The 18,334-nt window shown below is 67.6% G+C and carries 33 protein-coding genes; 30 read left to right on the top strand and 3 right to left on the bottom strand.

Features of this window, described 5'->3' with window-relative positions; genetic code table 11:
* Position 1: 1 nt before the first annotated feature.
* The gene (locus QM591_RS08065) at positions 2–463 is read right to left on the bottom strand and encodes a hypothetical protein (RefSeq protein WP_415131386.1); all 462 of its coding nucleotides are present in this window, start codon (positions 461–463) and stop codon (positions 2–4) included.
* A gap of 29 nt (positions 464–492) precedes the next feature.
* On the opposite strand from QM591_RS08065, the gene QM591_RS08060 reads away from it, so the two are divergent.
* Genes QM591_RS08060 through QM591_RS08030 form a run of 7 tightly spaced genes read left to right on the top strand, consistent with a single transcriptional unit; the run spans position 493 to position 3,518 of the window.
* On the top strand, positions 493–1,284 hold the full coding sequence (locus QM591_RS08060) for a hypothetical protein (protein ID WP_415131384.1): 792 nt from the start codon (positions 493–495) through the stop codon (positions 1,282–1,284).
* A complete protein-coding gene (locus QM591_RS08055; protein WP_415131382.1) occupies positions 1,281–1,493 on the top strand; it encodes a hypothetical protein in 213 nt (70 codons plus the stop codon). The genes QM591_RS08060 and QM591_RS08055 overlap by 4 nt, the downstream gene beginning before the upstream one ends.
* Positions 1,490–2,173: a hypothetical protein gene (locus QM591_RS08050; protein WP_415131380.1), complete on the top strand. Its 684-nt coding sequence runs from the start codon at positions 1,490–1,492 to the stop codon at positions 2,171–2,173. Before QM591_RS08055 ends, QM591_RS08050 begins: the two co-directional genes overlap by 4 nt.
* Positions 2,170–2,490, top strand: a complete 321-nt coding sequence (locus QM591_RS08045) for a hypothetical protein (protein WP_415131378.1) — start codon at positions 2,170–2,172, stop codon at positions 2,488–2,490. The genes QM591_RS08050 and QM591_RS08045 overlap by 4 nt, the downstream gene beginning before the upstream one ends.
* Entirely contained in the window at positions 2,487–2,786 is a 300-nt protein-coding gene (locus QM591_RS08040) for a hypothetical protein (protein WP_415131376.1), read from the top strand. Before QM591_RS08045 ends, QM591_RS08040 begins: the two co-directional genes overlap by 4 nt.
* Positions 2,783–3,085 (top strand): hypothetical protein, encoded by a 303-nt coding sequence (locus QM591_RS08035; protein WP_415131374.1) that lies wholly within the window; start codon positions 2,783–2,785, stop codon positions 3,083–3,085. The genes QM591_RS08040 and QM591_RS08035 overlap by 4 nt, the downstream gene beginning before the upstream one ends.
* Positions 3,086–3,113: 28 nt before the next feature.
* A complete protein-coding gene (locus tag QM591_RS08030) occupies positions 3,114–3,518 on the top strand; it encodes a hypothetical protein (protein ID WP_415131372.1) in 405 nt (134 codons plus the stop codon).
* Positions 3,519–3,563: 45 nt separating this feature from the next.
* On the opposite strand, the gene QM591_RS08025 is transcribed toward QM591_RS08030, so the two are convergent.
* Together QM591_RS08025 and QM591_RS08020 are read right to left on the bottom strand one after the other, a co-directional pair.
* Positions 3,564–3,722 (bottom strand): hypothetical protein, encoded by a 159-nt coding sequence (locus QM591_RS08025; protein WP_415131370.1) that lies wholly within the window; start codon positions 3,720–3,722, stop codon positions 3,564–3,566.
* A gap of 105 nt (positions 3,723–3,827) precedes the next feature.
* On the bottom strand, positions 3,828–4,088 hold the full coding sequence (locus tag QM591_RS08020; protein ID WP_415131368.1) for a hypothetical protein: 261 nt from the start codon (positions 4,086–4,088) through the stop codon (positions 3,828–3,830).
* A gap of 30 nt (positions 4,089–4,118) precedes the next feature.
* On the opposite strand from QM591_RS08020, the gene QM591_RS08015 reads away from it, so the two are divergent.
* The 23 genes from QM591_RS08015 to QM591_RS07905 form a co-directional block, all read left to right on the top strand.
* On the top strand, positions 4,119–4,370 hold the full coding sequence (locus QM591_RS08015; RefSeq protein ID WP_415131366.1) for a hypothetical protein: 252 nt from the start codon (positions 4,119–4,121) through the stop codon (positions 4,368–4,370).
* A 261-nt stretch (positions 4,371–4,631) separates the two neighbouring features.
* On the top strand, positions 4,632–4,853 hold the full coding sequence (locus QM591_RS08010; protein WP_415131364.1) for a hypothetical protein: 222 nt from the start codon (positions 4,632–4,634) through the stop codon (positions 4,851–4,853).
* 112 nt (positions 4,854–4,965) lie between these two features.
* Entirely contained in the window at positions 4,966–5,139 is a 174-nt protein-coding gene (locus QM591_RS08005) for a hypothetical protein (protein ID WP_415131362.1), read from the top strand.
* Positions 5,140–5,480: 341 nt separating this feature from the next.
* On the top strand, positions 5,481–5,747 hold the full coding sequence (locus QM591_RS08000; RefSeq protein ID WP_415131360.1) for a hypothetical protein: 267 nt from the start codon (positions 5,481–5,483) through the stop codon (positions 5,745–5,747).
* Positions 5,744–5,956: a hypothetical protein gene (locus QM591_RS07995; RefSeq protein ID WP_415131358.1), complete on the top strand. Its 213-nt coding sequence runs from the start codon at positions 5,744–5,746 to the stop codon at positions 5,954–5,956. Before QM591_RS08000 ends, QM591_RS07995 begins: the two co-directional genes overlap by 4 nt.
* 50 nt (positions 5,957–6,006) lie before the next feature.
* Positions 6,007–6,543, top strand: coding sequence for a hypothetical protein (locus QM591_RS07990; protein WP_415131356.1), 537 nt, complete (start codon positions 6,007–6,009; stop codon positions 6,541–6,543).
* Entirely contained in the window at positions 6,524–7,582 is a 1,059-nt protein-coding gene (locus tag QM591_RS07985) for a terminase (RefSeq protein ID WP_415131354.1), read from the top strand. Before QM591_RS07990 ends, QM591_RS07985 begins: the two co-directional genes overlap by 20 nt.
* Before the next feature lie 43 nt (positions 7,583–7,625).
* Entirely contained in the window at positions 7,626–8,180 is a 555-nt protein-coding gene (locus QM591_RS07980; protein WP_415131352.1) for a terminase, read from the top strand.
* Positions 8,181–8,189: 9 nt separating this feature from the next.
* Complete coding sequence (locus QM591_RS07975; RefSeq protein ID WP_415131350.1) at positions 8,190–9,581, top strand: phage portal protein; 1,392 nt, start codon at positions 8,190–8,192, stop codon at positions 9,579–9,581.
* Positions 9,562–11,361 carry a hypothetical protein gene (locus QM591_RS07970; RefSeq protein ID WP_415131348.1) on the top strand — a complete coding sequence of 600 codons (1,800 nt, stop codon included), beginning with the start codon at positions 9,562–9,564 and terminating at the stop codon, positions 11,359–11,361. The genes QM591_RS07975 and QM591_RS07970 overlap by 20 nt, the downstream gene beginning before the upstream one ends.
* A gap of 231 nt (positions 11,362–11,592) precedes the next feature.
* A complete protein-coding gene (locus QM591_RS07965; RefSeq protein WP_415131346.1) occupies positions 11,593–12,255 on the top strand; it encodes a hypothetical protein in 663 nt (220 codons plus the stop codon).
* Between the two features lie 4 nt (positions 12,256–12,259).
* Positions 12,260–12,652, top strand: a complete 393-nt coding sequence (locus QM591_RS07960; protein ID WP_415131344.1) for a head decoration protein — start codon at positions 12,260–12,262, stop codon at positions 12,650–12,652.
* Between the two features lie 21 nt (positions 12,653–12,673).
* Positions 12,674–13,690, top strand: coding sequence for a major capsid protein (locus tag QM591_RS07955; protein WP_415131342.1), 1,017 nt, complete (start codon positions 12,674–12,676; stop codon positions 13,688–13,690).
* A gap of 64 nt (positions 13,691–13,754) precedes the next feature.
* The gene (locus QM591_RS07950; RefSeq protein WP_415131340.1) at positions 13,755–14,150 is read left to right on the top strand and encodes a hypothetical protein; all 396 of its coding nucleotides are present in this window, start codon (positions 13,755–13,757) and stop codon (positions 14,148–14,150) included.
* Positions 14,151–14,152: 2 nt separating this feature from the next.
* Complete coding sequence (locus tag QM591_RS07945; protein WP_415131338.1) at positions 14,153–14,575, top strand: hypothetical protein; 423 nt, start codon at positions 14,153–14,155, stop codon at positions 14,573–14,575.
* Entirely contained in the window at positions 14,572–14,964 is a 393-nt protein-coding gene (locus QM591_RS07940; RefSeq protein WP_415131336.1) for a DUF6093 family protein, read from the top strand. The genes QM591_RS07945 and QM591_RS07940 overlap by 4 nt, the downstream gene beginning before the upstream one ends.
* A gap of 11 nt (positions 14,965–14,975) precedes the next feature.
* On the top strand, positions 14,976–15,356 hold the full coding sequence (locus QM591_RS07935) for a hypothetical protein (RefSeq protein WP_415131334.1): 381 nt from the start codon (positions 14,976–14,978) through the stop codon (positions 15,354–15,356).
* 2 nt (positions 15,357–15,358) lie between these two features.
* Entirely contained in the window at positions 15,359–15,790 is a 432-nt protein-coding gene (locus QM591_RS07930; protein WP_415131332.1) for a hypothetical protein, read from the top strand.
* Positions 15,791–15,792: 2 nt separating this feature from the next.
* Entirely contained in the window at positions 15,793–16,011 is a 219-nt protein-coding gene (locus QM591_RS07925) for a hypothetical protein (RefSeq protein WP_415131330.1), read from the top strand.
* A gap of 115 nt (positions 16,012–16,126) precedes the next feature.
* Positions 16,127–16,639: a hypothetical protein gene (locus QM591_RS07920; RefSeq protein ID WP_415131328.1), complete on the top strand. Its 513-nt coding sequence runs from the start codon at positions 16,127–16,129 to the stop codon at positions 16,637–16,639.
* Positions 16,640–16,716: 77 nt separating this feature from the next.
* Entirely contained in the window at positions 16,717–17,112 is a 396-nt protein-coding gene (locus tag QM591_RS07915; RefSeq protein ID WP_415131326.1) for a hypothetical protein, read from the top strand.
* A gap of 29 nt (positions 17,113–17,141) precedes the next feature.
* Positions 17,142–17,513: a hypothetical protein gene (locus QM591_RS07910; RefSeq protein WP_415131324.1), complete on the top strand. Its 372-nt coding sequence runs from the start codon at positions 17,142–17,144 to the stop codon at positions 17,511–17,513.
* Positions 17,514–17,559: 46 nt separating this feature from the next.
* Positions 17,560–18,334: phage tail tape measure protein (locus QM591_RS07905; protein ID WP_415131322.1), on the top strand; the 775-nt coding region annotated here is incomplete at its 3' end.

Raw genomic sequence — 18,334 nt, 5'->3', positions numbered from 1 at the left:
ATCAGATGATCAGGTACTCGTCACCCGCCCGGTCGACATGGAAGGTGGCGAGCTTCTTCGGACGGAGGTCACCGCGCGCCCAGTCGAGTACTCTCGCCGCGGCGTATTCCGCGATGGCGACGCGAGGACCATGTGCCGTGTACTTGGCGATCTCTCCGATGGAGAACTCGACGAAGCGATCGACTTGCCCGGAGCCGCGGGGAAGGTGTCTTGCGAGCGCGAATCGGCTGGCCACAGCGTCCTGGTGGCTTGCGCGGACCAAGTAGCCCTCGTAGCGATCTGGGTTGATGTTCGCAAAGTTGATCATCTGAATGCCGAGCTCCGCTGCGGCGCTCAGGCGGTCGGACTTCGCGTCTGCACGGGAAGTCAGGATGTCGCGCAGAGCGTTCGCGACGGGGGAGATCGCGGCGCCGAGAACGGTGCCCACCACCGCCAGGAGCGCGAGCCAAGCAGTCTCAGACATGCCCGCACTCTACCGATGGGAGTGGCGGCGTGACGATTCCTCTGGATGCGATTGATCCGGCGGCGGCGTCGGATCGTTGGGCGCGGTCGTTCGCGTATCACCTGGATCTGGTGCCGCCGATCATGGACGCGATCGTGACGTCGACGATCCCGCACGTCCCCGCGTCACAGTTGCGGGAGAAGCTGACCGGTGGGGGACAGGTCGACAACATGAGCCTGTTCCTCCGCGGTGTCGACGTCGCGGTGGATGGTCCCGCCCGGCTGGTGGATGCGGGCGCGGCGGCGGACGCGCAGGGCCTGTGGTGGTGGGTGGTCCGGTTCGTGCGGGCTGTGGAAGCGAACATCACCCCCACCCGCCCCGTCGGTGCCCTGACGGAGAAGCCGGACGCGGATCCGCTGGCGGCGCGGTCGACGGCGCTGCTGACGGTGGGGTGGCTGATCGACCACGCCCCCCAGATCGAACACCTGTCCGTGTATGAGCAGGACATCGACGAGATGTTCGGGCTGATCCGGCATCTGCGGGGGAAGTACGGGGTGCACCCGAATCCCCGCCGGGCACGGTCCCGCTGCTCGGTGTGCGGGATGGTCGCGGTGGTCGTGCAGTGGGTGGACGCGCCGAACGGTTCCCCGAAGCCCCTCCGCGCAGGGAAATGCCGCTCCTGCGGCCAGGTCTATGCCGAGCCGGTCACGCCTGTCAGCGAGCCCGACAGGACCGGGCGTGAGGTGTTGTCGCTGGAGTGCGCGGACCTGATCCACGAAGCGTGCCGGTCTGTTCATTGTGAGTGCCCGTGTGGGCACGGGATGAGAGGAGAAACAGCATGACCGAGTACATCTACCAGTTGAAGTCGAACGTGCCGCTGATGGCGGTGAACGGGATCGGCAACCAGCCGATCGTGTGCGCCGGCCAGTACGGGCAGGGTCTGGTTCGCCGGGATGTGGAGCAGATCGCGGTATCTAACGGTGCCGCCTCCGCAGACGGCCACCGTCTCGTGCTTGAGCTTCTCGAGCGACGAGAGGGGGTGTCGTCGTGACTGATCGTGAACAAGAAGCCGCTTCGCTGACGAAGATGCTCGATGGGCTGGATGCTCGTTCCGTCGTCATGGATGGCACGGGGGAGGTGTGGCGGAAGGCATCCACGGGCCGCTGGGATTGCCTCGACGCGAACGGCGATCAGCCCACCGAGGACGCCTCGACGGTGGTGTGGCAGTCCTTACCGCCTCGCGTGACCGTCCTCTGGACGCCTGCTCACCGTTCTCCCGCACCGGCTCTCCCGCCGATGTCTCCCGTGTTCGAGGACAAGCTGACCGATGAGGAGTGGGTGGATCGCCGGCTCGCTCAGACCCCCGCAGACGAGCGAGGCGAAGCGAGCGATCGTGAAGTGTTGCGCCGCATCTTGTCCCGGTTCGATCCGAGTGACGTTGAGCGCACGATCACTGCGATCCGCGGGAACGGGTTTGCCCGCCCGGATCATGATGCCGAACCAGACGAAGACACCTGGGAGTACGGGCTGACGTGGGAACCGTCCGTGACGGGGAGCGACGAGCCCCAGAGCTACGCAGGGTGTGAGACCGAGGAGAGCGCATGGGAGGCCGGGCGGCGTCTCGCGGGCGGTCAGACGCCTCGCGTGTGGAAACGGCCTATGCGGCCCGCAGTGCAAGCCGTTCCTGCTGGCCCGTGGGAGCCCGTCACCCCGAGAGGAGAGGAACAGTGAGCGAGACGAAGCCCGCGAGGGTGATGCTGTACGCCGTGGTCACGGCCGCGTGGGGCAGCGGTGATGTGGCCGGGACGCTCTACGACCACGAGGGTGAGCCGATCCACGGTCACATGTCATCCAACGAGTGGTTCCTGTGGCGGGATCTCACGACGAACTTCCCCGACCGTGCCCGACTGCTCGATGAGCGTTACCCGGACGGCTATGACGTGACGTGCATCGGGAAGAACGCGGGCGAGGAAGAGTTCGCGGCCCTGCACGCACTATGGGACGCCCATCATCCCGGCTGGCGCGACGCCCCGAGGGAGGGATCATGACCACCAACGAGAGCCGGCGCAACGTTGAGCGCAGTCGCACGGATCAGCGGTACGTCGCCGAGGCCGTCACTGAGACGGGCGTGACTCTGCGCGGCGAGAGCAAGTGGGAGCCGTCCCATTGGGACCGTGATCCGCTGCGTCGGGAAGCGGTCGGCGACTGTCGCCGCAAGTTCAAGCAGGCCGACCTGCTGAAGGTGAAGGTCGGGCCGATCCGGGTTCATCGTGAGACGCGGTGGTCCGAGACGGTGACCACCACGTATGTCGAGACGAAGTTCGATTCGGAGTTGCGATCATGACCACCAACGAAGACATGGAGTTCGTCCGCGAGTTGCGCGTTGAGGCTGAACGCCTGATGGGCGAGCCCGCGGCGTATCGCCTGATGCGTGACGCGGCGGACTGGATCGAGGCCGCTCTCGCCGCCGCCCCTGACCACCAGGCGGAAGCCGAGACTCACGGAATGCTACCGGGGTCGCACGAGCGCGGAGGTGGCGCGGAATGCCGATGCGGGATGCCGTGGGACTACTGGAACTCGCGGTGCCTGTCGTTCCCCGCCGGCATCCAGGCGGAAGCCGCATGCCCGCATGAGGAAATGTGAGGTTCGGATCATGCCGATTGATCGTGCGATGACAGACGAGCTCGTAGCCGACTGGTTCCCACCATTCCTCGCCGCCGCGAACATGCGCCCCTCCCACCCGCTCAGGGACGTGCTGTACGCCGAGGCCGAGCGGGACGTGCGCGAGTCCTACCGAGAGACTGCCGAAGCGACCGCTGAGAGTGGGTCGTTGAATGAGGCGTATGACGACATCGCGGACGACGTGATAGAGATTCTGCGTGGTGTTGCGTGGTGGGTTACTGACCACTTCCAGGAATCGGGCGGTATGGGGTCAGCCTCGCTTGCGGCGAGCCGTGACGTACGTGAATGCGCCGAAGCCGAGCACGAGGATGAGCGCCCACCACACGAGATCCATGCGGCGAGCCTATCGGCTGTACAGGACCAGACCAACGAACAGGAGCAGAGCGATGGCTAAGCGCGAGCGCATCTACACCGTGGGCCCGCGGGCCACTACGGCTTATCAGCGAGGCGTGGGAGCCCTCCGCACCGTGTGCTCTTCCTTCCAGACGGAGTGCGCTTTGAGCGCGCTGAGAACAGCCACTCGGATGACGACTCCGAGGGCGACGAGCACGAGCCCGATCATGAACGCCCAGAGGACCAAGGACAGGAAGTTCGACATGGAGGGAGCCTATCCGTACAGCCACCGCCCGGTCAGGCTATCGTGCTCGCCCGGCCTCGGCGCTACTTTGACAGTGACTAACCCGCCCTCGAGCGCAGTTGCAGGTCAGTCGAACCAACCCTTCCGACCCCAGCTCAGGTCGTGGATGGCGATGACGATCCCATGCCCAAGCAGTGCTGGCACGAACGCGGCGATCGCGGTGCCTACCATCGTCCCCACGAAGCCTGCCGCCGCGGGGAACCCGATGGGCACAGCGACGAGCACAGAGGCGATAGCAGCGCAGATGAGGACGAGTACCGCGATGACGTACAGCCAGGCAATCGGCTGGGGGAGTGGGGGCCGGCTGCGTCGTGCGGGCGTGGTCATGAATCTCACCATAGCGAGACACATCTGACGATGAGCATGCTCACCTATCGGGAAGCCGCGCGCCGCGTCGGCCGGAAGCCTCGCGCTATCCGGTACTGGCGGGCGCGCGGCATGCCGATGCAGTGGGAGGTCCGTGAGGGGCAGAAGGTCCGCGTCGTCGAGGAGGACGTGCTCCTCGCCTGGTGGCGCGAACGCCTGAAGAACGACCCCGCGCACCAGTACCGCCTCCGCGCCATCCGACGCGCGGAGGAAGCCGCACAGGACGCGACACGCCGTACCTGAACCCAATACTTGCAACCGAGTGGTTGCATACCCCAGAGTCATGGTTGTACCGGTGTCGGCAGGGACGACAGGCCCAGCCCCGACACCACCCCCACTAGGCCGGTCGGCCAGTCACCACCCTCTTCCCGGTGACAGTCGCAGACCGGCCTTTGTTGTTCCCGGCCGGGAGCGTGTGGCCCGTCATGCACGGCGCTCAATTCGGGTAGGCGCGTGCTGGCCCGCTCCTGGTCGGGAACCCCCTCCGAACGGATAGGGGACACGATGACCGCACCAGTCGACGTCGTCGACCGTCACCGCCCCACCGTCATCGAGGTCTCCGGCGACACGTGCGACCGGTGCGGCCCCGCCGTTGCCGCGTTCGTGTACGTCGTGACCCGCACGGGCCCGCTCTCGTACTGCGGTCACTGCGGCACCCGGTTCTGGGTCGCGCTCAACGAGCAGGCGGTGGCCGTCATCGACTGCCGCCACCTGATCACCGCATGAGGACCACGGTCGCCGTGCTCGTCGGCGTCACCGCGGGCGTCGCGGGCACGGTCTTCACCCGCCGCTACGCCGGCGCTTTCCTGCAGTGGCTGTTCAGTCGAGGGGACACACCATGAGCACCAGGGCACGCAAGGCACGCAAGCGCGCCGGCATCAAGCACACGAAGCCCGCGAAGACCCCCACCTACACCAGGTGGGACACCACCGAACGCCGCGGACTCGGCCTCACCACCGGGGCGGAGATCATCGCGAGCATCGTGACCCGCGGCATCGGCCTTCCCCGATGAAGGTGTGCGCCGAACCCGGATGCCCGACCCTGACCCGCGGTTCCCGCTGCACCACCCACACGCGCGAGAAGGACCGCGCCCGAGGCACACGCCAGCAGCGCGGCTACGACGCTGAGCACGACAGGCTCCGTGCCGAGTGGGAACCGATCGTCGTCACCGGCACCGTCCACTGCGCGAACCCCACGTGCGGGCGCCTGATCCGCCCCGGCCAGGCATGGGATCTGGGTCATACGGAGGACCGCACCGCGTACCGCGGCCCCGAACACGCCAGGTGCAACCGCTCCGAAGGTGGACGCTTCGCCCACCACTGACCCAATCCGATAGCCCGAGAGGTGAGACTCATGGCCCGCATTCAGATCGTCCCGCTCCCGCCCGTCACGGTCGGCGAGTACACGCACACCCCGTTCATCATCGTGCTCGACCAGCTCGACCTCGACACCGAACACTGGCACGACGCCACGCTCGAGCACCTCAAGGAAGCCACAGGCGCCGCCCTCGTCCTCGCCCACGAAGCCACCCTCGACGCGCCCGGTGGCCTCACACTCACCGACGAGCAGCGCACCGAGCTCCTGGACCGCCTCACCCTCACCCTGGACGGTGCAGCATGACCCCCCTCGAAGCCCTCGCCGTCATCCTCACCGCCCAGGCCGCAGGAGCCATTAGCCTCACCCTCGGGTACGCCGTAGGCACATGGTGGACCAACCGAGCCCCACAAGCCCCACAAGACCTCCTGCCACCGGTCCACATCACCCTCCACGCCGACGTCCGCCAATACGCCGACGCCATGACCCACGCAGCCCGCACCATCACCCCCTGAGGGGTGGGGGGACACCCCCAGAGCAACAACCGCACCGGACCGCCGGGGAGGTGGCTGCCGAGCTTTCCGAAACCAAAGAGTTTTTTGAGGGGGTGGCAGGCATGGCTCGAGGAGGTGCTCGTGCGGGCTCTGGCCGGACGCCGGACACGTCTTCGTTGGCTGAGGCGGTTCGGATTGAGTCGGGCGCGATCAGGACTCTCCCGAAAGAACGCGTCGGCGATCTTCCCCCTTGGCCGCTTTCGGAGGCGTCGGAGCGTGAGCTCGTGGTGTGGGCTGAGATGTGGCGGTTGCCTCAGGCGGTGATCTGGGAGGAGCAGTCTTCGTTCCGTCAGGTCGCGATGCACGTGCGCACATCGGTCGATGCCGAGACTCCCGGCGCGAAGTCGGCGATTCGTGGGCTGTTGCTGCGCCAGGAGAACGAGCTTCTGCTGAACCATCGTGTGCTGTTGAGTGCGGGGTTCCGGATCTCGACGAATCAGGCGCAGGCGCCGACGGTCGCCTCGAAGAAGCCGGCCGCGGCGAAGCGGAGTGTGCCGTCGGCGCGGGGAAGGCTGAGGGCTGTGGAGAATGTCGGACCCGACTCCTGACTTCGTCGTCGACTTCCCGACGCTCGGCTACCTGCAGGCCGACTGGATGGCGTGGCATCTGCCGATCCCGGACGGGTTCAAGAAGGGGCAGCCGTTCGTGCTGTCGGACTGGCAGCTCTGGTGCACCGCGAACCACGGCCGGGTGCGTCCGGAGACGCCGTGGCGGCCGGATGACCCGATCAAGAATCAGGCGTTCACGTACCGGCGTTCGCTGGTCGTGGGGCCGCAGAAGTACGGGAAGTCGCCGTGGGCTGCGGGCATGACGACGCTCATGGCGCTCGGGCCGGACCTGTTCGCGGGGTGGGCTGAGGCGGGCGAGACGTACGACTGCGCCGAGTGGGGCTGCATGTGCGGGTTCGTGTACGAGTACGAGCCGGGCGAGCCGAAGGGCATGCCGTGGCCGACGCCGCTGATCCAGCTCATGGCGACGTCGGAAGATCAGGTGAACAACACGTGGCGTCCGCTGCAGGCGATGATCCTCCGTGGCCCGCTGTCGGAGCGTGTCCGCGTCGGCGAGAAGTTCATGCGGATCGGTGACGACGGTGTGATCGAGAAGGTGACGTCGGCGGAGTCGTCTCGTCTCGGTAACCCGACGACGGGGTTCGTGCAGGACGAGACAGGCATCTATACGAAGACGAACGGGCTCATCCCGACCGCGCAGACGATGCGTCGTGGCACGTCGGGCATGGGTGGTCGGGGCATCGAGCTCACGAACGCGTGGGATCCGGCGGAGGAGTCCACGGCGCGTGCGACGTTCGAGTCGCGTGCGAAGGACATCTTCCGGTTCTACCGGCAGCCGCCGGCGAACCTCTCCTACAAGAACAAGCGTGATCGTCGGAAGATCCACGCGTTCGTGTACGCCGGCGCGAGCCACGTCGACCTCGACGGGATCGAGGCGGAGGCGTTCGAGCTGCTCGAGCAGGACCCGGCGCAGGCGGAGCGGTTCTACGGCAACAAGCTGGTGCGCGGTATGGGCTCGTGGCTGCCGGATGGGCTGTGGGAGGGCGCATATGCACGACCGAAAGCCCTGGTTGCCTAACCCTCCAGCGGGGACCCCGATCGGGCTCGCGTTCGACGGCAGCGTGAACAACGACTGGACCGTGATCAGCGCGCAGACGATGGACGGCTTCTCGTTCACGCCCCGATGGGGGCCGACGCCGGACACGCCGACGATCTGGAACCCGCGTGAGCACGGCGACCGCATCCCGCACAGCGAGGTCGATACCGCGCTGGACGAGATCTTCGACCGGTTCATCGTCGCCCGGTTCTACTTCGACCCGGAGGACTGGACGACCGACGGTGAGCGGTGGGCGGAGAAGCACGGTGAGGAGCGGGTCATCGAGTGGCCCACGAATCAGGTCTCCCGCATGTACCCGGAGATCCGCCGGTTCGAGGCCGACCTCCGCGAGGGCCTGATTACGCAGGACGGGTGCCCGTACACGGCGGCGCACATGGCGAACGCGAAGAAGGTCGCGAAACCCGGCCAGAAGTACATCCTCGGGAAGCCGAACGAGACGCAGAAGATCGACCTCGCGATGACCCGGATCCTCGCGAACGCCGCGGTTCGCGACTCGCTCGCCGCCGGCTGGTCGCCCCCGAAACCACGAGCGAAGGTGCGCGTCTGGCGCAGCAGTTAGGAGGCGGGCGTGACCGAGCTCGACGAGGCGATGCGGCTGTCCCGACTCCTGGCGAAGGAGAAGAAGCCGCTCGAGAAGAACGACGCCTACTTCGAGGGTGAGCAGCCGCTCCGGTTCATCGCCCCGATCCTGGAACGTGAGCTCGGGTATCGCCTGTCGCCGATCGTGCTGAACCTCGCGTTGTTCGCCGTCGACGTCTACGACAACCGTCTCGACATCGAGGGGTTCCGGATCGGCAGCAACCGGAGCAACCGTGAGGCGGACAACGACGTCGAGGACGTCTGGCAGGAGAACCTCGGCCCGTTCATCCACCAGCAGGCGCACCGTGAAGGGCTCGCCCTGTCCCGGGCGTACGCGATGGTGGGGCCGGCGGAGAACGAGGACGACGCGCCGGTGATCACGGTCGAGTCGCCGTTCGACGCGATCCACGAGGACGACCCCCGTACGAAGCGGGTGAAGCACGGCGTGAAGCGGTGGACGGACCTCGACAAGGTCCAGTGGATGACGTACCTCCACGAGAACGGGTCACGGACGTGGCGGAGGAAGGGCCGCGACTGGGTCGAGGACGAGTACGACACGCACGACTTCGGCGTGTGCTCGCTGGTGCCGCTCATCAACGACGCTCGGGTCCTCGGCCGTTCCCGGCCCGGGAAGTTCGATCAGCGTCTCGGGCGGAGCGTGTTCCACCCGATCATCAGCCCGCTGGACGCGCTCAACAAGATCGCCAGCGACATGATGGTGTCCGCCGAGTTCCACGCGCTCCCGCGCCGCTGGGGGACCGGGCTCACCGAGACGGACTTCGTCGACGAGAAGACCGGCGAAGCCCTCAACACGTACTCGATGATCGCCGGCCGCATGTGGGGCTCGTCGAGCGAGAAAGCGAAGTTCGGGCAGTTCCCCGAGGCGGCGCTGACGAACTTCCACGACACGATCAAGCTGCTGATGCAGATCATCGCGATGCAGCTCGGTCTCCCGTCGCATTACCTCCTGTTCCAGGGCGACAACCCGCCGTCGGCTGACGCGATCCGCTCGTCGGAGGCGCAGCTGGTGAAGCGGGCCGAGCGGAAGCAGCGTGCCCTGTCGGCCGGGTGGGAGACGGTGCAGCGGCTCGTGCTCCTCGAGCTCGGCCGCGACCAGGAGGCGAAGCCGAGCATGATCGAGACGCTGTGGCGCGACCCGTCGACCCCGACGATCTCGCAGAAGGCCGACGCGATCGTGAAGCTCGTGCAGGTGAAGGACAACACGGGCCGTTCGATCCTCCCGATCGAGCAGGCGCGCGAGGACCTCGGCTACACGGAGCAGCAGCAGGGCCGCATGGCGGACTGGGATGAGGAAGCCCAGCGGAGCCCGCAGGTCACCGACGCGATGAGGACGCTGCAGCGTGCTTCGGGCGGTCAGTAGTCAGTACGAGCAGCAGCAGGCGATCGCCGCGACGACGGGGGCCGCGGTGAATCTCGCGTGGTCGCGGATGGGTGACGACTTCGACGCGTCGTGGCGGCGCGTCGGCCCGGACGTCCTCGGCCTCGTCGACGCGGGCCGGGGCGCGGCTGTGCGTGAAGCGTTCGGCTACACGGCGGCGGTCCTCGAGGAGACGAACCAGACGGCGCCGCCGGTCGGTGACCTGTCGCCGAACGCGTTCCTGTCGTCGACGCCGGACGGGCGGTCGGTCGCTGGACTGTACGAGCAGGCCGTGATCGGTGCGAAGGAGTCGATCGCTGACGGGGCGTCCGTCGACGACGCGCTCGCACAGTCGGGCCGCTGGATGCAGATGGCGACGCTCACGCTCCTCGCCGACACGCGCCGGATGGTCTACGAAGCCGACATCGCGTCCCGGCCGGCGCTCACCGGGTACGTGCGGATGCTGAACATGCCGTCGTGCGGACGGTGCATCCCCTTGGCGGGGAAGTGGTACCGGTGGAACGACGGCTTCAAGCGGCACGAGCGGTGCGACTGCACCCACATTCCCGCGTCGGAGAACATCGCCGGCAGCCTCGTCACGGATCCGTACGCCGCGTTCGACTCGATGACGGAGGCGGAGCAGGATCGCGCTTTCGGACGGTCGGAGGCTCGCGCGCTGCGTGAGGGCGCCGACATGTACGCGGTGATGAACCAGAAGATCCGGAAGCTGTCGACCGCGCGGAGCCAGATCGACACGATCTACCGCACGGCCGGGACACGGACGAACGCGGTGCGGATGCTCCGCGAGCGGGGGTTCATCAAGGACCGTGGCCGTGTCGTCGTTCCCCGGTCACCTGGGGTCCGTACGGACGCTCAGATCCTCGCGGCGGGTCGCGGCAAGGGAACGGTGCGGATCGGCGGTCAGACGGTCACCACGGCTCGCGCGTCACGGTACGACGCGGTCGCGTCGGGGCGGCGTGATCCGCTGAACCGGTCGACGATGACGGCGGGGGAGCGGCGCCTGTACGACGCGCACTATCGCCTCGCTTACGCGCAGCGGAACGGGCGGGTGCCGCGGTCGATCGGGCCGAGCTCGGCGGACGTGTACGCGAACGCGATCGAGGCGACGCCGGCGAAGCTCGCGGAGTTGCGGCGGGCGTACGAGGCGCAGCTCGCCGCGATGAAGGATGGCGCGGCCGATGGTGTGCGTCGGGTCGCTGACGCGCTCGGGATCAAGGTCACGGCCGCGGGCGTGCGGTCTCCGCTCACGGGCGGGGCGGGTGCGGGCGGTATCGAGCCTCCGCGTCGGGGTGGGCCGCCGTTGCCGCCCCCGGATCCGTCGGATCGGGACGCGTGGCGGAGGTACTGGCAGAACCGGCAGGACGCGCTCGCGCTAGACACCGGCGGCGACCGGCTAGAGCCGCAAGAGATCCAGTTCCTCGAACGGTTCCTCGTCTCGAATCAGGTGCGGTGGATCCCGCGTGACCCGAACCTTCGGCCGACGAACGACTTCGTCTGGATCAACGAGGGCGACCTCACGATGGAGCTGAAGTCGACGGGCGCGAAGTACCAGTCGATCCGGAACCACATTCACACGGCTGTGGCGAAGGCGACTCGGGGGGGCGTCGTCAAGGAGAACTTCATCGTCGACCTCGGCGACGGCGTGCTGACCGACAAACTCCGCCGACAGCTCGCGGAGTTCAATCAGCGCACGAGCACTACGCCGATACGGCGGCTGTTTGTGATGAGCCGTGACGGGCTCGAAGAGATCCGCCTCCTGTGAGGCAAAGAGGTAGGGCACCCAGCGCCCGCGTGTTCTGACGGTCCGTTATTTCAGGACTGACGCAGGAAGGTGCCCTACCTCGCCGAGAGTACCACCGGCCGCGCGCCGGCGGGAGCTCTCCCATCGACTTCCCACCGATTCGGGTGGAGGCGCTACGCGAGCGTGTCGCGGTGGCCGACGGGCCCTAAACGGTGATGGCCGACGGGCCTAAAGCGGAAGGAACACGACCCCATGAAGCGCAACGCATTCGGACAGCTCATCTCCACGAACCCGTACGTGCGGTTCTTCGCCCCCAAGGAGGGCGAAGGCGGCGGTGGTGGAGGCGGCGAGTTCAAGGCTCCTGCCTCGCAGGAGGAGCTCGATCGCATCGTCACCGATCGTGTCAGCCGCGCTGAGCGGAAGGCGCGGGAGGACGAGCGGGCGAAGCTCGCCGACTACGACGACCTGAAGAAGGACGCGGAGGCTTTCCGTGCCGCCAAGGCCGCCGAGGATGCGAAGAACAAGCCGAAGGACGGCGACAAGCCCGCGGGCGTGACCGAGACCGACGTCGACAAGCGCATCAACGACGCGCTCGCGGCGGAGCGTCTTGAGCTCGCGAAGGAACGCGCTGGCGATGCTCTCGACAAGGCGCTCGAGGGCCGCTCGTTCACGGCGTCCAAGGTGCTCAACCTCGATCTGACGCAGTTTGTCGCGGAAGACGGGAAGTCCGTCGACAAGGCGAAGCTCGACGCCTGGGTGAAGGAGAACACGGCTGAGGCCTTGGTCACCGAGACGAAGCGTCGGCGTCTGCCCGGTCAGGGTGAGCGCGATGGGAACGCCAAGGGCGGCAGCGTCTCGGCGGGTCGTGACCTCTACGACGAAAACCACCCCAAGAAGTCGTCTGGAAAGGACTGACACCATGCCCAAGCTCCAGCAGGAGACCTTCGGTTCCGGTGACATGTCGTGGCTCGGGTCGACGCACGGGATCCGCAACGCGCGGACCGGCGTCATCGACGTCTCGGCGTTCACCGCAGGAACGCACTACCCGGATGGGTACATCCCGTCCGGCACCCCGGTCGCGCTCGTGGGGGGCCTGTACGTGCCCTACGACAAGACCGAGGGCACCACCACGGGTGCCGGCATCCTCGCCGGGTTCATCCTCACCGACCAGAAGGTCGTCGGAACCGCGGACTTCGCGGCCCCGATCCTCGACCACGGTCGCATCAACGTCGCGAAGGTGCCCTACTCGGGTGGTTTCGCGGCGCCCGCCGCCGCAGCGAAGCGCGCTGCCACGACCTTCGTCTTCGTCTGAGCGAGAGAGGAGAGCTGACAAATGGCACTCTGGACTGACGTCATCGACCCGGCAACACTGACCGGGTACGCCCGCCGCTCCCTCGAGGAGTACGAGCAGGCGAAGGGCACTCTGGCCCGCTTCCTGCCGAACCGTGAGGTCGCCGACATCGTCGTGCGCTTCGTGTCCGGTCAGGCGGGTCTCGTGGAGGAGGCGCGCTACCGCGCGTACGACGCCGAGATCGAGATCGCGAAGGGTCAGCCGAAGAAGCGGACCGTTCTCGAGCTCCCCTCGGTCGGCCAGGAGATCCCGCTCAGCGAGTACGAGCAGCTGCGCAACCGGAACGCGCCGGACGAGGCGGTCGAGAAGTCGATCCTCGCCACGACGCGGATCGTGGTGCGGGCTGTCGCGGATCGTGTCGAGAAGCTGCGCGGCATCGTGCTCGGCACGGGCGTCGCGACCATCCCGGAGATCGGTGCTGCCGACTCGTTCGGGCGCTCCTCGGCGCACGACGTCACGGCGGGCACGCTGTGGACGGCGTCGAACGTCGACCGTCTCGCGTACCTCGAGACGCTGCGGCAGCAGTACATCACCACGAACGGCGATGAGCCGGGCTGCATGGTGATGTCGTCGCGCGTGTTCACCGCGCTCGCGGCCGGCGACCAGTTCCGCACCCAGCTCGTGAACGGGGGCTCGCGGCCCGCGAGCGAGGCTGACGTGCGGGGAGTGGTCACCGGCGCCGGCCTGCCGCAGATCATCAAGTACGACCGGCGCACGAAGTCGGGCAAGGTGCTCGACGACTCGAAGCTGTTCCTGCTGCCCGCCCCCGTCGACACCAACGATTGGGAGGGCACGGACCTCGGCGCGACGTTCTGGGGTCAGACCCTCACGTCCACCGACGAGCGCTACGGCATCGAGGACTCCGAGATGCCGGGCATCGTCGCGGGCGCGTACCGCGGTGAGAAGCCCCCGCTCATCGCGGAGATCATCGCCGACGCGATCGCCATGCCGGTGCTCGCGAACGCTGACCTGAGCCTCGCGGCGAAGGTCCTGTCCTGATCCAGCGCGTGGCGGCCTGCGCATTCGTGCCGGGCCGCCACGCCTGACAGAAAGGAATGACGTCATGGCGAAGATCCGTGATGACCTGGTCGGCTCCGTGCTGATCGACAACCCCGAGGGCGGCGACCCGATCGTCCTCCTCGCCGGCGACAAGGTGCCCGAGGGCGTCGAGCTCGGCGACCATGTCCTCGCTCCGAAGGGCGGCGGGAACGGCTCGAAGGGCAAGAGCAAGGGCAAGGACACCGGCGCGGCCGGAAAGTCCGCCAGCGAGCCCGGTGCGGCCTCCGGCGATGCTCTGACGGTTCCCCCGATGGTGGGGAAGGGCTCGTCGGCGGCTGACTGGCGCGTGTACGCGCTCGCGGCGGCTGAGAAGGCCGGTCTCAGCATCGAGATCCCCGAGGACGCGAAGCGGGCCGACATCATCAGCGCGCTCGAGGGCGCCGAGATCCCGGTGAAGTGACGATGTCGTGGCCGGGGGTGGATGTCGACGACGTCGTGGAGCAGTGGCGGGCGTTGTCGGCTGAGGAGACCACCGTCGCCACGAAGCGTCTGCCGTCTGCGGAGGCGGTGCTGCGTATGCGGCTCCGTCTCCGTGGGGTCGAGGGGACTCCGTCGTTCGCTGACGCGGAGAACCCGCAGGAGCTCGTCAACGAGTGGTCGACGCTGTACGTGACGACGGTTGTGGATGTGCTCCGCGGCTACCTCGTGAACACCGAGGGGTGGCTGGAGGAGACGGAGCGGATCGACGACTACTCCACGACGAAGCGTCGTGACGCGGCGATGTCGTCGGGGCGGATGGACGTCACCGACGCGCAGGTCGACGCGCTGATCCCGTTCCGTCGTCGCCGGCGGGGCGCGTTCACGATCGCTCTGGGGCAGTCATGAGCGTCGAGTCGATCCTGGCGCAGGCTCGTGCTCGCACGGAGGAGACGCGGTTCACGGAGACGGTGCAGATCGGGACGTTCGCGGACGGGATGGACGACGAGACGGGCGACGCGACGCGTGTGCTCGTGTCGGGGTCGTACTCCGGGCCGGCGCAGATCAAGTACCCGACGCTGGCGGTTTCGGACACGAACGGGAAGACGATCCCGCTCGCGGAGCAGTCGCCGCTCGTGAAGCTGCCGTCGGGGACGGTGGTGCACGTCAACGACGAGGTGAAGGTGACGGCGTCGACGGTGGATCCGTCGCTCGTCGGCCGGATGTACCGCGTCGAGGGACGGTCGCAGGCGGGGCAGACTAGCGCCGCCCGCTACCCGCTCGAAGAGCAGTCGTAAGGGGGTGGGGTATGGCTGACGATCTGTTCAGTCTGGAACGGGACCTGCGGGAGGTCGGCGCGGAAGCGAACAAGCGGATCGCGCAGGCCACGGAGGTCACCGCCCGGAACATCAAGGACGACTGGCGGCAGGGCGCCGAGCACACCGGCCTCGAGGGGTACGCGGCGAGCATCGACTACGAGATGGACTACAGCGGCGACTCGATCGGCGCGAAGATCGGACCGACGGTCGGCGGCCAGGGCTCGCTCGGCATCGTCGAGGACGCGCCCGGTGACGTGCGCAGCGCGCCGCAGCACGCTGGTCGTGACGCGGCGCGCGCGAACGAGGACGACTACGTGCGTGGCATCGAGATCGCGGTGACCGGTGCTGTCGAGGACAAGATCGGCCGCTGACGATGCGCGCGGAGTATCAGGCGTTCAAGGAGCGTCTGCAGGCGCATCCGCGCCTGTCGAACAAGGTGTACGACGTGGTCCGCACGATCGAGGCGACGGGGGCGCTGGTGCGGGAGAACTACGTGATCGCGTTCCCGTCGCTCCCCACCGACCTGAACGACCACCGGTACCGCAGCGCGCAGCGGGTGTCGTCGCGTCGGGTGCTGTCGTTCGACGTGCGGGTGGTCGCGACGACCGCTGACGCGTTCCTCCGCCTCGCTGAGGACGTGATGGGGCAACTCATCGACCATGTGCTCGACGTCGAGGGACGCGAGTGCGACCGAATCACGATGGCGACCGACCACGTCGAGGAGGGCACAGGTCAGTACGACCGCACGTCGCGCCTGTTCTTCGTCGACATGACGTTCGAGTTCGTCTCCCGACCCAAGGAGTAGTCATGGCATTCATCCGAGTCCAGCACGCCGACGCCGGCGGGCTCCGGCACGAGTTCGACATCTCGACCGTGATGTTTGAGCGGCACCCCGACCGGTACGTCGTCGTCGACGACAAGCCGGTGCCGCACGCGCGGCCCGCGACGTATCCCGAGCCGGGGGATCCTTCGCCGGTCGGTGGTGGCGACGAGCCGCCGAAGAAGGCCGTCAAGCGGTCGAAGTAGCGTCCGCATTCCAGTTCTCAGGGTCGTCCACGTGGGCGGCCCTTTTGCATGCCCGCCGGCAACCGTCGACGGGCTCAACCGCCCCTGCATGGGGCATATCTCCTAGGAGGAACACATGCCCATCGAAGAAGTGCAGAAGGGCTTCGGTTACGACGGTAAGGGCACCGTCCTGTGGGTCCCGGCGATCGCGGACACGCAGAACCCCAAGAAGACGGAGCTCGAGGCATCGGGCGTCGTCGCACTCACGTACGGCCTGTACGGGCCGAACGGGTACGCGCTCGAGACGACCATCAATGAGCGCGTGTCGACGCGGTACACGCTCGAGCAGGAGCTCACCGCCGAGGGAACGAAGCGCTACAAGCTGACGCTGCTCTACGTCTACAACCGCGAGAACCCGACCGACGCGGAGACGGTGCTCGGCGTGAAGGGAACCGAGGGCTTCATCGTCCACATCCTCGGCTACGACAACGGAACCCCGATCGCCGTCGGCACGAAGATCAACGACATCGTCCCGGTCCGGACCGCCACGTCGGTCGACGTGCCCGCGACGGCGAACACCGACGCGCACAAGCAGACCGTCCCCGAGATCATCGGCAAGGTCGTGCAGGAAGTCACGGTCGTCGCCTGATCCAACTCCCCGGGGTGGGGACCGCTCACCGCCCCACCCCGGGCCTCTCTGGTGAGCACTGGTGAGAGGACAAGACCATGAATCTGGACGAGCGCATCGCGAAGGCCGAGCAGGACTACGACGCGACCGAGCCGACGCCGCTGAACGTGGAGGTCGGCGGCGAGCTGACCGAGCTCACGTTCCTCCCCTTGTGGGGTGAGGACTGGGAGGACATCGTCGCGACGAACCCGCCCCGCCCCGGCGCCGAGACCGACGGGCTCGTCGGATACAACACGGACGCCGTCGCGAAGGACTACCCGACGTCGAAGGTCACCGTCGACGGCGAGCACGTCGATGAGGAGCAGTGGCGGCGGCTGATGAGCGTGCTCACGGCCCCAAACCGGAAGAACATCGCGTCCGTGCTGTACGGACTGAACGTGCTGCAGCCCTCGCAGAAGCTCAAGGAAGCGGCGGGAAAAGCCGTCAAGGGCTGACGGGCGAGATCGTCCGGGCAGCCCGGGAGATGGGTGTCTCCCCGCGTCGTCTGCGCGGGTGGGAGCCCCGCACCACTCAGATCATTCACCGCGACCGGTGGGGGCGTGTCGAACGGATCGTGACGGTCCGTGAGCCGGAGTACTCCGAGAACGACATGCTCCTCATCCTCGCGAGCCGTCGGGAGGACCAGCGGCCCATGAGCCGCACCGGCCTCCCGCTCGACGTCGCCACCGATCCCCGAAACGACGGGCAGTTCGAGCACATCCCGACGACCGACCTCGCGCTGAAGGACTCGAACAAGGTCCAGAAGGACTTCCGCGACCGGTACGGCGACGTGGTCGACGTTGACGCGTTGATCTGGGAGACCCGTCTGCGCGACGACGCTCCACCGGCCACGTAGTTCCCGCCCCGTCTCTCCGGGGCACCTCCGAAGGGTGGTGATCCGGATGGGCGAACGCGTCATCGCGGTGTCGCTCCGCGCTCAGGTGGCGGAGTTCGAGCGGAACATGCTGCGGGCGGCCGACTCGGTCCGGAAGGTCGGGTCGGAGACGGAGAAGCTGCAGCAGCAGCGTCAGGCGTTCGAGCAGCTCGGCCGCGCGACCCTCACCGCCGGCGGGATCATGGCGGCCGGTATCGGCATGGCCGTGAAGAAGTTCGCCGACTTCGACCAGGCAATGTCGAACGTCGCCGCGACCGGCCAGGACGCCCGCGACAACATGCAGGCGCTCACGGCCGCCGCGATCGAGGCCGGCGCGAAGACCGTGTTCTCCGCGACGGAGTCCGCGAACGCGATCGAGGAAATGGCGAAGGCCGGTGTCGACGCGGTCGACGTCCTCGGTGGCGGACTGGCCGGCGCGCTCGACCTCGCCGCGGCCGGCGGGCTGGGCGTCGCGGACGCCGCGGGTATCGCCGCGGTCGCGCTGAAGACGTTCAAGCTCGAAGGCTCCGACATGGCGCACGTCGCCGACCTGCTCGCGGCCGGTGCGGGCAAGGCGATGGGTGACGTGTCGGACCTGTCGCAGGCGCTCGCGCAGGGCGGGCAGGCCGCGTCGCTGACGGGCCTGTCGATCGAGGAGACCACGGCCGCTCTGTCGGCGTTCGCGTCGCAGGGTCTCCTCGGGTCGGACGCTGGCACGTCGCTGAAGACGATGCTGCTGAACCTGAACCCGACGACGAAGAAGGCCGCGGATCTCGTCGAGCAGTACAACCTGCAGGCGTTCG

This window comes from Microbacterium sp. (genome assembly GCF_047607225.1).
Classification (GTDB): Bacteria; Actinomycetota; Actinomycetes; order Actinomycetales; family Microbacteriaceae; genus Microbacterium.
This window is presented reverse-complemented; position numbering and strand designations above follow the sequence as displayed.

What these genes read in the sequence shown, in the direction of transcription:
- QM591_RS08065 (WP_415131386.1), bottom strand. Translation starts at nt 463, where the DNA reads ATGTCTGAGACTGCTTGGCTCGCGCTCCTGGCGGTGGTGGGCACCGTT.
- QM591_RS08055 (WP_415131382.1), top strand. Translation starts at nt 1,281, where the DNA reads ATGACCGAGTACATCTACCAGTTGAAGTCGAACGTGCCGCTGATGGCG.
- QM591_RS08040 (WP_415131376.1), top strand. Translation starts at nt 2,487, where the DNA reads ATGACCACCAACGAGAGCCGGCGCAACGTTGAGCGCAGTCGCACGGAT.
- QM591_RS08035 (WP_415131374.1), top strand. Translation starts at nt 2,783, where the DNA reads ATGACCACCAACGAAGACATGGAGTTCGTCCGCGAGTTGCGCGTTGAG.
- QM591_RS08030 (WP_415131372.1), top strand. Translation starts at nt 3,114, where the DNA reads ATGACAGACGAGCTCGTAGCCGACTGGTTCCCACCATTCCTCGCCGCC.
- QM591_RS08025 (WP_415131370.1), bottom strand. Translation starts at nt 3,722, where the DNA reads ATGTCGAACTTCCTGTCCTTGGTCCTCTGGGCGTTCATGATCGGGCTC.
- QM591_RS08020 (WP_415131368.1), bottom strand. Translation starts at nt 4,088, where the DNA reads ATGACCACGCCCGCACGACGCAGCCGGCCCCCACTCCCCCAGCCGATT.
- QM591_RS08015 (WP_415131366.1), top strand. Translation starts at nt 4,119, where the DNA reads ATGAGCATGCTCACCTATCGGGAAGCCGCGCGCCGCGTCGGCCGGAAG.
- QM591_RS08010 (WP_415131364.1), top strand. Translation starts at nt 4,632, where the DNA reads ATGACCGCACCAGTCGACGTCGTCGACCGTCACCGCCCCACCGTCATC.
- QM591_RS08005 (WP_415131362.1), top strand. Translation starts at nt 4,966, where the DNA reads ATGAGCACCAGGGCACGCAAGGCACGCAAGCGCGCCGGCATCAAGCAC.
- QM591_RS08000 (WP_415131360.1), top strand. Translation starts at nt 5,481, where the DNA reads ATGGCCCGCATTCAGATCGTCCCGCTCCCGCCCGTCACGGTCGGCGAG.
- QM591_RS07995 (WP_415131358.1), top strand. Translation starts at nt 5,744, where the DNA reads ATGACCCCCCTCGAAGCCCTCGCCGTCATCCTCACCGCCCAGGCCGCA.
- QM591_RS07985 (WP_415131354.1), top strand. Translation starts at nt 6,524, where the DNA reads ATGTCGGACCCGACTCCTGACTTCGTCGTCGACTTCCCGACGCTCGGC.
- QM591_RS07965 (WP_415131346.1), top strand. Translation starts at nt 11,593, where the DNA reads ATGAAGCGCAACGCATTCGGACAGCTCATCTCCACGAACCCGTACGTG.
- QM591_RS07960 (WP_415131344.1), top strand. Translation starts at nt 12,260, where the DNA reads ATGCCCAAGCTCCAGCAGGAGACCTTCGGTTCCGGTGACATGTCGTGG.
- QM591_RS07955 (WP_415131342.1), top strand. Translation starts at nt 12,674, where the DNA reads ATGGCACTCTGGACTGACGTCATCGACCCGGCAACACTGACCGGGTAC.
- QM591_RS07950 (WP_415131340.1), top strand. Translation starts at nt 13,755, where the DNA reads ATGGCGAAGATCCGTGATGACCTGGTCGGCTCCGTGCTGATCGACAAC.
- QM591_RS07945 (WP_415131338.1), top strand. Translation starts at nt 14,153, where the DNA reads ATGTCGTGGCCGGGGGTGGATGTCGACGACGTCGTGGAGCAGTGGCGG.
- QM591_RS07940 (WP_415131336.1), top strand. Translation starts at nt 14,572, where the DNA reads ATGAGCGTCGAGTCGATCCTGGCGCAGGCTCGTGCTCGCACGGAGGAG.
- QM591_RS07935 (WP_415131334.1), top strand. Translation starts at nt 14,976, where the DNA reads ATGGCTGACGATCTGTTCAGTCTGGAACGGGACCTGCGGGAGGTCGGC.
- QM591_RS07930 (WP_415131332.1), top strand. Translation starts at nt 15,359, where the DNA reads ATGCGCGCGGAGTATCAGGCGTTCAAGGAGCGTCTGCAGGCGCATCCG.
- QM591_RS07925 (WP_415131330.1), top strand. Translation starts at nt 15,793, where the DNA reads ATGGCATTCATCCGAGTCCAGCACGCCGACGCCGGCGGGCTCCGGCAC.
- QM591_RS07920 (WP_415131328.1), top strand. Translation starts at nt 16,127, where the DNA reads ATGCCCATCGAAGAAGTGCAGAAGGGCTTCGGTTACGACGGTAAGGGC.
- QM591_RS07915 (WP_415131326.1), top strand. Translation starts at nt 16,717, where the DNA reads ATGAATCTGGACGAGCGCATCGCGAAGGCCGAGCAGGACTACGACGCG.
- QM591_RS07910 (WP_415131324.1), top strand. Translation starts at nt 17,142, where the DNA reads ATGGGTGTCTCCCCGCGTCGTCTGCGCGGGTGGGAGCCCCGCACCACT.